This is a genomic window from Gordonia hongkongensis, from assembly GCF_023078355.1.
Taxonomy (GTDB): Bacteria; Actinomycetota; Actinomycetes; order Mycobacteriales; family Mycobacteriaceae; genus Gordonia; species Gordonia hongkongensis.
Map to the genome: position 1 here is coordinate 356674 of NZ_CP095552.1, position 9271 is coordinate 365944.

A 9271-nucleotide genomic window follows, 5' to 3' on the forward strand; every position below is an offset into this window, starting at 1 on the left:
CTCGGGGAGCAGAGTGCGTGGTAGTGCGCGGGTAGCAGGACTGCCTAGTTCTTCACCGCCCGCATGGGTCCCGGGGTCCAGAGTCCGTGGTGGGTGTCGGTGGTGATGGTCAATTCGGCGTCGGTCTGCGGGAGGATCGGGGTCAGGCTCTGAAGCATGCCCCAATCCTTGGCCCAGTCGTTGCGCAGGTACGACGGGTACACGCGCGGCCGCAACTCGTTCTCGATGATGCCGAGCGGGCCACCGGAGTCGCCGGCCATCCAGCGCTGGGAGTTGACCCGTTCGCCTTCGCGGTCCGGCGAGATCCGCCACTCCGGTGTCTCCAGAACCCCGTACTTCACCTGGGCGGGACGCTGACACGGGAAGGCGAGACCTGCCTCCCAGTCGATGAGCACCGGATCCTCGCTGCCCACCAGCGAATTCAGCGTCACCATCGACGAGACGCGTGGCGGGGTGACGGCCAGCCACTGGTCGCGCAGCGTCGAGGTGTCCTCGGCGAGAACGCGGACCACCGTCGCGCCCGGGGGCGCCTGGTCCATCGGGAAGCGCAGGTTGCGCCACTCGGGGGCACCACCGATGTCGAGCGGCACCATCTGACCGGCCGGTGCCACCGTGCCGTCCGGCGCGACGCGGCCGAACTGCAGTCGCACTCGCTGTCCGGGCCGGGTGACGGCGAGGTCGTCGATGTACTCGACCTGCCCCGCCACCGACATCGTGACGAGCGGCTGCTCGCCGGAGGGGTTCTCCGGCAACTGATACCAGTCGGACGTGAGGCGTCCGGTGCCGCTGGGGGAGTTGTAGGTTCCGAGGACCGGGGTCTGGCTCGGTGACAGACCGAACGGCAGCTTCACGGTCGACCCGTTGACGCCGGCCTGGGCGGTCTGCCCACCGCTGGTGTCGCTGGAACCGGTCGTGGTGTCGGTCTCGGCGCTGGTTCCGTCCTCGGTCGGATCGGACTGGGTGCGGTCGACTTCCGCGGTCGAGGTGCCCGACGAGGACTCCTCGGCTTCCTCTTCGGTCTCCTCGGACAGGTCCGACGCCACTCCGTTGGGGTCGAACCCTTCCATCCCGGTTCCGGCCAGCGCGGCGCCCGGCGACGGGTTGTCCTGTCCCGCCACTCGCGCGGGTGACAGCAGTCCGGCGTTCGGATCGTCCTCCACCAGTACGGCGTCGGCGAGCGCGCACGGCTGTCCTTGGAGCGCGTTGACGTTCGAGCTCAGCCACGACCACGAATTGCGCTGCGTCCAGTCCGCTTTCGCGAATGACACCAGGGTGAACAGCAGCATGATGGTCGACACGACGATGATCGACGGGCTGCGGAGTCGGGCGAACACCGACCGCGAAGTACCGGTCCGGACGGCGTCGTCGACGTAGTCGTCGCGGAAGTGTTGCCACAGACCGAGAGCGGTCAGCGCCACCGCCACCGCGAGGATCCCGGTCCAGAGCGGAATGCCCCGGACGTCGGGAACCGCGTCCCGCCAGGGGATTCCGTAGCTGCCGACGTACCACCACTGGTTGCGTCCGGAGAATGCGAGCGCCAGAACATATGCGCAGGCGGCGGCGAACAGGGTCCGGTTGCGGCGACGACGCATGATCGTGCGATCGGCGCAGGCGGTTGCCACCGCGGCGAGCGCGCCGCCGATCGCGGCGTACACGCCGAGCTGGTGGGTCCACTTGGTCGGCAGGAATGCCATCAGCACGGCCGAGCCGGCGACCATGGCGACCAGACGCCACGTGGGTGCGGTGGCGATGCCGGGCAGGCGGCGCCGATTGAGCAGCATGACCACGACCAGGACGAAGCAGGTGAACACGATGAGAATGCCGAAACGCCGGGCGATTCCGCCGTCGGCGGTGGGGTTCATCAGCATGTAGTAGCGCATCGGCTCTTCCCACCACTTGTTGGTGGGGCCGACCTGCCCGTTGACCGAGACCGCCTCCAGGATCGGTGCCAGCGGCTGGTCGGCGAAGATCTCGAACATCACCGCGAGCCCGGCGGCGAGGATCGGGAGGAGAAGCGGCCACAGACCGTCGCGCTTGCGGCGCACCGCGAGACGTTTGATCAGCGGCCGGATGCCGGCGATCAGGGCGATCGAGGCGATGACGCCGGTGGGATGGATGGTGAGGGTGAACGCCGCGGAGATGATGCCGATCGTCAGCGGGAAGAACCGGCCGGTGGCGATCGCGCGCTCGACGCACACCCAGGTGAAGATGGTGCCCAGCGCGATGAGCGGTTCGACGCGCAGTCCGTTGTTGTACGGCATCCACACCGCCAGGAAGACCAGGGCGGCAGCCCAGATCGCCGCCGTCGACTCGCGGACGGCCCGCCCGAGGCGGGGGATCGCCGCCCTGCTGATCAACCACCACGACGCCATCGCGAACATGAACGGCAGCACTCGCAACCACGGCGTCGCGGTGCTGATCTCCATCCACGCCGACAGGTAGTGGTAGTGCCAGCCGAACGGATCCTGCGGGACACCGAAGTAGCGGTAGTAGTTGTCGAGATAACCGGCCTCGCCGGCGATCCGGCCGACCGTCACCTGGTATCCGTCGTCGGCGGTGTTGCCGCCGACGAACAGCCAGATCAGCAGCACCAGGGTGACGACTCCGTCGACCGGGCGTACGCGCCACCAGCCCGCCGGGAAGATCTTGTGATGGCCGCGCGCGTCGCGGGCGTCGAGGACCGCCAGCGCGGCGAGGGAGAGGATCGTCGACGCGATGCCGAGGACCAGCAGCCAGAACTTGAGTGTCGTGGGCGTGGAGACGAACCGGGTGTCGATGGTCGACCGGAAGGAGAGTCCGTCGGTGCTGACGTCGGCCGGAAGGCTCGAGTACACACCGATGATCTGCGGCCGGGCGTTGGGATCCCGCAGATCGAAGGACCGGACGGCGCCGGTGTCATCGTCATTCGGCGCGCTCGCGCCGCTCCCGGCGCCGGCGGCGTTCTCCGGCAGGCCCTGGATCGACCCCCGCGTGCCCTCGGTGTCGGATTCGACGACGATCCGGCAGTCCGGCGCCGACTGTGCGGCCGCGCGAGGAGTGTTGAGCAGCACGACGTTTCGTTGCACGACCTGGAGCGAGTCGGCGGTGGCCCGGACGAAGAGGCCGACCTTGCCTGCCTCCGCGCCGCCTTCGGGCACCGTCGACAACAGCACTCCGCCGGACGAGGGCAAGGATGCGCCGAGTGCGCACGGAACCGTGACGTCCATCGAGACCGGGACGAACGACACGTTCGGTGCGGCGACGTTCGCCACCGAACCCTGTTGCGGCCAGGTCAGTTCGGCCTTGGTGTAGTCGACCGGCAGGAACGGGCTGAGCAGTGCGAGCAGGATGCCCACGATGCCCGCGGTGATCGCGACGATACGCGCGGTGCCGGCGTGGCGTTCGGCGAAGCCCGGGCGGCGGTCGCTCACGAATGGCGCGGTGTCGGCGGGACTTCGGGAAGAAGTGTCGGTGTCTGCCACGTCTGCCTGGTTCTCTCCGGGGTGCCGCGTCGCCGGTTCGGCGTGCGAGTGGTCGGGGTCAGTCATCTTCGGGCACCACCCTGATCGGGCCGGGGCGCGACCATCCCCAGGTGGTCGACGTTCCCGTCTGCACGTCCGCGGGTCGCGCCTGCGGCACCAGCGGGGTCAGGCGCTGCAGGTTGCCCCACTCGCGGTACCAGTCGTCGTCGAGGTAGGTGGCGAGGGTCGACGGCCGCGTGAGCGCCTCCACCGGCGCCAGCAGGCCGCCGTCCTCGGTGGCCATCCAGGTCTTGGACTGCGAGTTGGCGATCCACGACTCGGGCAGGATGCGCCACTGCGGGAGGTCGAAGACGCCGTGGTGGGCGGTCATCGGACGCTGGCACGGGAACACCGCGCCGGCGGCGAAGTCGATGAGCACGGGGTCGGTGGAGCCGACGACGGTCTGCAGGGTCTGCAGCACCGGGGCCCGCGGCGGGGTGATCGCGAGCCACTGGTCCGGGTCGAGGTTGTTGTCCCGGGCGACGATTCGCATCACGGTCGCGTCAGCGGGAACGCGGTCCATCGGGATGCGCAGGTTTCGCCACGGGCGGTTGGTCCGCTCGGGGTCGATCGGGATCGCGGGCGCGCCGACCTCCTCGAACTGTCCGTTGGCAGGAACATTCGGCCCGCTCGCTTCGCTCCCGGCGCCGGCTTCGGGCTCCCTACCGAACTGAACCTCCAACGCCTGCCCGAAGTTCGGGACGCCGTCCCGGTCGAGCGTGAAGACCGCGCCGGCGGCGGTGATGACGATCAGCGGTGAGGAGTCGCGGGCGGGCAGGCGATACCAACCGGTGGTCAGAGTGGCCTGGCCGCTGTTGGTCTCGTGGCTGCCCAGCACGGGTGTGGTCGCCGGATCGAGGCCGAATGGCAGTGCCGCGGTGCTGCCGTTGACGCCGCGAGGCCCGACGCCGCCGGTGGTTCCCGGGTTGCTGCCGTAGACGATGAATGTCTTCGACAGGTCCGCGGAGGTGTTCATCGCGCCGGGTTTCTGGGCGCCGGCCTGCGGTGTGAGGTCCGGCTTCACCCCGTCGGGACGGAATCCCTGGGACTGACCCTGCAGCGTCGACGACGCCGTGCCGCCGTCCGCCGGCGTCAGCATGCCGCGATTGGGATCGGGTTCGACGAGCACGGAATCGGCCATCGCGCAGGTGTTTCCGCGCGCGGAGTCGAGATTGGCGGACAGCAACGTGAAGGTGTCCGCGCGGCTGGTCGCGGCCTTCGCGAACACCGCGAGTTCACTGACGACGATGAGGACGGCGATCACCGCTATCGGTGCGGACGCGACCCCGATGCGCCAGCCGGCGGGCGCGGCACCGCGGTCATGGGCGAGGCCGGTCTCGTCGACGAAGTCCATCCGGAGGTGTTGCCAGATGGCGAACAGCAATGCCACCACCGCGAGCGCGAGGAGCACGGTCGACACCTGGATCCCGGCGACGACAGGTGCCTTGTCGAACCAGGCGATGCCGAAGTTGTAGGGCCACGGCCAGGCGTTCTTGCCCGCCGCCGCGGCCGCGCACGCCACCAGCAGCCCGGCGACCAGGATCGACAGGTTGCGGAGCGTGCGGCGCGCCGCCTGCCCGATCGCCACGCAGGCGACGGCGGCCAGCGCCGCGCCGAGGCCGGCGAAGATGCCGAACTGGATGGTCCACTTCGTCGGCGTGAACGACAGGAACAGGATCGTCAGCAGGGAGGCGCCCAGTGCCCGCCACACCGCGCCCGGATCGAGGCCGTCGATCCGCTTGCGGCGCAACATGATCGCCAGGACGACGAACATGGACACGGCGAACAGGAGCACCGGGATGCGGCGGGCCAGGGCGCCGTCGGTGGTGTTCACCGCGAGGAAGTAGTAGCGCAGGAGTTCCTGATACCACGCCAGCGTCGGACCGACCGAGTAACGGATCCGCAGGGCCTCGAAGACGGTCGCCAGGGTCTGGTCGCGGAAGACGATGATGACGACCAGCGCCACACCCGCGAGAAGGGGGCGAGCAGCGGCAGGAGCCCGTCTTCGGCGCGGCGTCGGACCAGGATGCGGAGCATGGGCCGGGCGCTCGCGATGAGCAGGGCGAGCGCGACGAGACCATGCGGGGCCAGGGCGAGCGTCAGCGCCGCGGTGAATGCGGCGATGACGGCCGGCAGCATTCGTCGCGTCGAGACCGTGACCTCCACCGCCCACCAGGTCGCCAGGGTGCCGAGGACGATGATTCCCTCGCTGCGCAGCCCCGAACACATCGGGAGCCAGAACGCGAGGAAGACCGCCGCGCCGGTGAGCATCGCCCACTGTGACCGCCGCACGGCGCCACCCAGGCGGGGCAGGAGAACTCGGCTGAGGATGAACCAGGCGGCCAGGCCCGCGAAAAGCGACGGGAGCCGCATCCACAGGCCGGTCGTCGAGATGGTCGACCAGTACGCCAGGAAGTTGTAGTACCAGTCGAACGGCGCTTCGGGGATGCCGTAGAAACGGTAGTAGTTCGCGAGGTATCCGGCGTCGGCGGCGTTGCGCCCCATGTTGAGGATGTAACCGTCGTCGGGTGACCCCGCCCCGAGGAAGTGCCAGACCACCAGCGTCACCGTCACGCCGATGTCGGTGGGGCCGGGCCGCAGGACCCGGCGCCACCGGAGGCGCCGGCCGACTCGTCGGTGATAGCCGTGGATGCGGTCGAGGCGTCCGACGGCCACGAGCGCGACGATCGCGGCTCCGACACCGACGACCATCACCACCCACTTGAGGATCGACGGCGACGAGTCGAAGCGATCGTCGATCTCGAGGCGGACGTCGACACCCGGGGCGGCCCGGAGCTGTTCGGGCGTGAGGTCGGTGAAGATGCCGGCGATCTGCGGGTTCGACGCCGGTTCGGCGAGGCCGACGGCGCCGCCGCCCGCGATCGCCGGTCCCGGGGGCAGGCCGACGAACTGCGCGCCGGTCGTCGTGGCGTCGGAGAAGATGCGGAGTTCGGTACAACCGGCCAGCGCGTCCCGCGGCACCGAGGCGAGCGTCTTGTTGCGGTTGGTAACAGATACGCCGTTCGCGTCGGCGACGACGAACAGCCCGTTGTCCCGCGCCTTCGCCGCGGCCGCGGGCATCGTCGACAGCACGACGGTCGACGTGTCGGCGGGGGTCGTCGACAGCATGCGACACGGGATCGAGATGTCGACGCTCCGGGCGGTCTGCGCCACGAGCGGAGCCGTGACCGATGCCGAAGTGTCGGTCTGTTGTGGCCACGTGATCGACGCCGTCGAGGTGCTGACGGGCAGGAACGGGGTCAGGATGCCGGCGACGACGGCGATGAGCCCGGCGACCGCGGCGACGAGCGCGACGGTGCGGGACTGCGGTGCGCCGGACGCACGCTGGGCAGCAGCTCCAACGGTGGTGTCGGCGTTGCCAGCGGACACTTCAGGCGACTTCGGCACAGGCGCATCGTAGTCAGCCATGCTGTGACAAACCCAAATCCCCTGACCGGATAGCTCGATGTGGCTTGGGTGGCTTCGACACGGCTCCTCGCTGCGCTCGTCACCTGCTCAACCAGCGGGAGAGGCGAGACCGCCGGAGTTCCGCCCGCTGGCCGAGCAGCGTCGTCCGAGCGCAGCGAGGCCGCCGGAGTCCCGCCCGCTGGCCGAGCAGCGTCGTCCGAGCGCAGCGAGGCCGCCGCGTCCGTCGAGGTCACGTCCCGCGCGCGACTCGGATCAGGAGAACCGCATGAGGATCGAGTGCACGGCCTGGGTGACGGTCATGCGGTCGTAGGTCTGCACGAACTCGAAGGTGCGCTCGAGATCGGGACCGGCGTCGTGCTGGTCGCGCGCCGAGAGCAGCGCCGCGAAATGCGGCCCGAGGACGGCGACATTCCACTCGTTGATCAGGTCGTCCTCCGCGTCGAGCGGCGCGCGATGGACGTTCCCGTCCCGGATGTCGGGCAACCCGACACCGTAGACCCCGGCCAGACCGGTCTTCTCCGACATCTCACGCCACCGCTTGGCGGTTCGCGAGGTGAAGTGTTCGGCGAACTGGAAGGTGCCCAGCACGATCGCGGCACCACCGATGGCCGCCTGCTCCTCGAGTGCCTTGCTCATCTCGATGAGCAGGCGTTTGTTGCCCATACGCGGCGGGATCGAGGTCGACGCGATGCGGTACGGCGTCGACTTGTCCGGGCCGGGGGTGGTCCACACCGGCATCTCGGGCAGCGGCACGACGGTCCGGCTGGCGAGGACGGACGGGTCGGTCACGGCGGGATACAGGTCGCCGATACCGAAAGCGGCGCCCATCGTCTGGGCGGTGATCCGGGTGGCCTCGTCGTCGACGCCCTCGGCGATGACGACGGCATGGCTGCGTTCGGTGTGCGCGGCCAGCGCGTGGGCGAGGTGCGCGGCGTCGGAGCTGGTCTGCGACGTGAGCAGTTCGGCACCGGTGACGATGATGTCGGGTTCGACGAGGGAGAGCAGCGTGGCCGCGTGCTCGCTGCGGACGAGCCCGTCGACGCAGATGATCTTGCCGGCCGCCCGGGCGCGGGCGACGCGGGCGAGTGTCCGCTGCGGGCTGCGTTCGACGGCGTCGGGGAGGATGACCATGACGTGACGTTCGAGGCTGCGCGCCGTCTCGTCGTCGAGGTTGTCGATCAGGTCGAGATCGAGGGAGACCAGCAGCGGCAGGATCTTGGCCAGCGACTGCGCACGTTGGGACGCGGCCATCTTGCGCTTGCGCTCGTCGAGTACAGGGTGTTCTTCGACGAGACGGGCGGCGCGTTTGAGGGCGGCGGCGGTGGCGAGCCGGGTACCGGCCGGCCCCCGGAGCTGCAGTTCGACGGCGGCGAGAGCGCCATCGGACAGCCGGCAGACCGGCGCGAACTGCATGTGGAGCTCCAGATCATCGAACAGGGTGAATGATCGCGTTTCGGACACACGTGCCTCCCCGTCAGAGCGGAAAAGCGCTCCGATCGATCTGGTGGACGCGGTTTGCTTCACATCCTGTTCGCGGCATCAGCCTGTGGTCAGCGTAACAAACCACGAACCGTGGACATGGTCGAGAAGCCCTTGGTCCCTGAGGTCCCAAGCGGCGCAAGGTATTCGGCTGTGTATCCGGGTGCGGGTGTCAGTGCCTGTTCGTAGTTGGTGGGTACAGAGAGGTGTTACCGCGGCCGCGACCAACGGGGCGGAAGGTCGCGACCGCGGCTCCGGGCGGGTCCGGGGGTGTGGTGACCCGCTACTCGGTCTGTTGCGCCAGGTCAGCGGGCTGCGTCGGCCGCTGCCTTTTCGCCGCTGGCGCCGGCGTGGGTGAGCTCACCGGTGTAGCTCTCGAGGTGTGCGCGGACGAACCACTGGAACTTCTCGAGTTCGGCGGTTTGTCCGATGAGGATGTCCTCGGTGATCGGATCGATGTCGCCGATCTTCTTGATGCCGTCGCGGTGCGAGGTGATGAACCCGTCATAGACCAGGTCGAGCGCGCCGAGGTGTGCCTGCGCGGTGTCGCGTCCGATGGAGTAGTCGTTCCACGAGCGGTCGTTCTCGATCGCCTTGGCGGTGCCCTTCGGCGACGCTCCGAGCGTGGCGATGCGTTCGGCGATGGTGTCCGCGTAGCCGCGGACGAGCTCGACCTGCGGGTCGATCATCTCGTGCACGCCGATGAAGTTCGCGCCGACGACGTTCCAGTGGATGTGCTTGAGGGTGAGGTGCAGGTCGTTCAGCGCGCTGAGGCGCTCCTGCAGGATGCCCACGACCTCGTTGGCGGCTTCGTTGCTGAGTCCAGGTGCGGTGAATGAAGGCATGACTCGAAATTAGGCCGG

The 9271-nt window shown here is 69.1% G+C and carries 3 protein-coding genes and 1 pseudogene; all 4 read right to left on the bottom strand.

What is annotated here, in order from left to right; genetic code table 11:
- Positions 1–44 precede the first annotated feature (44 nt).
- Positions 45–3527 (bottom strand): arabinosyltransferase domain-containing protein, encoded by a 3483-nt coding sequence (locus tag MVF96_RS01610; protein WP_247450931.1) that lies wholly within the window; start codon positions 3525–3527, stop codon positions 45–47.
- Positions 3520–6929 (bottom strand): annotated as a pseudogene (locus MVF96_RS01615) (arabinosyltransferase domain-containing protein). Before MVF96_RS01615 ends, MVF96_RS01610 begins: the two are co-directional and overlap by 8 nt.
- Before the next feature lie 252 nt (positions 6930–7181).
- Positions 7182–8390 (bottom strand): DICT sensory domain-containing protein, encoded by a 1209-nt coding sequence (locus tag MVF96_RS01620; RefSeq protein ID WP_068970989.1) that lies wholly within the window; start codon positions 8388–8390, stop codon positions 7182–7184.
- 323 nt (positions 8391–8713) lie between these two features.
- The gene (locus MVF96_RS01625) at positions 8714–9253 is read right to left on the bottom strand and encodes a Dps family protein (protein WP_058250943.1); all 540 of its coding nucleotides are present in this window, start codon (positions 9251–9253) and stop codon (positions 8714–8716) included.
- Between the last annotated feature and the right edge of the window lie 18 nt (positions 9254–9271).

What these genes read in the sequence shown, in the direction of transcription:
- MVF96_RS01610 (WP_247450931.1), bottom strand. Translation starts at nt 3,527, where the DNA reads ATGACTGACCCCGACCACTCGCACGCCGAACCGGCGACGCGGCACCCC.
- MVF96_RS01625 (WP_058250943.1), bottom strand. Translation starts at nt 9,253, where the DNA reads ATGCCTTCATTCACCGCACCTGGACTCAGCAACGAAGCCGCCAACGAG.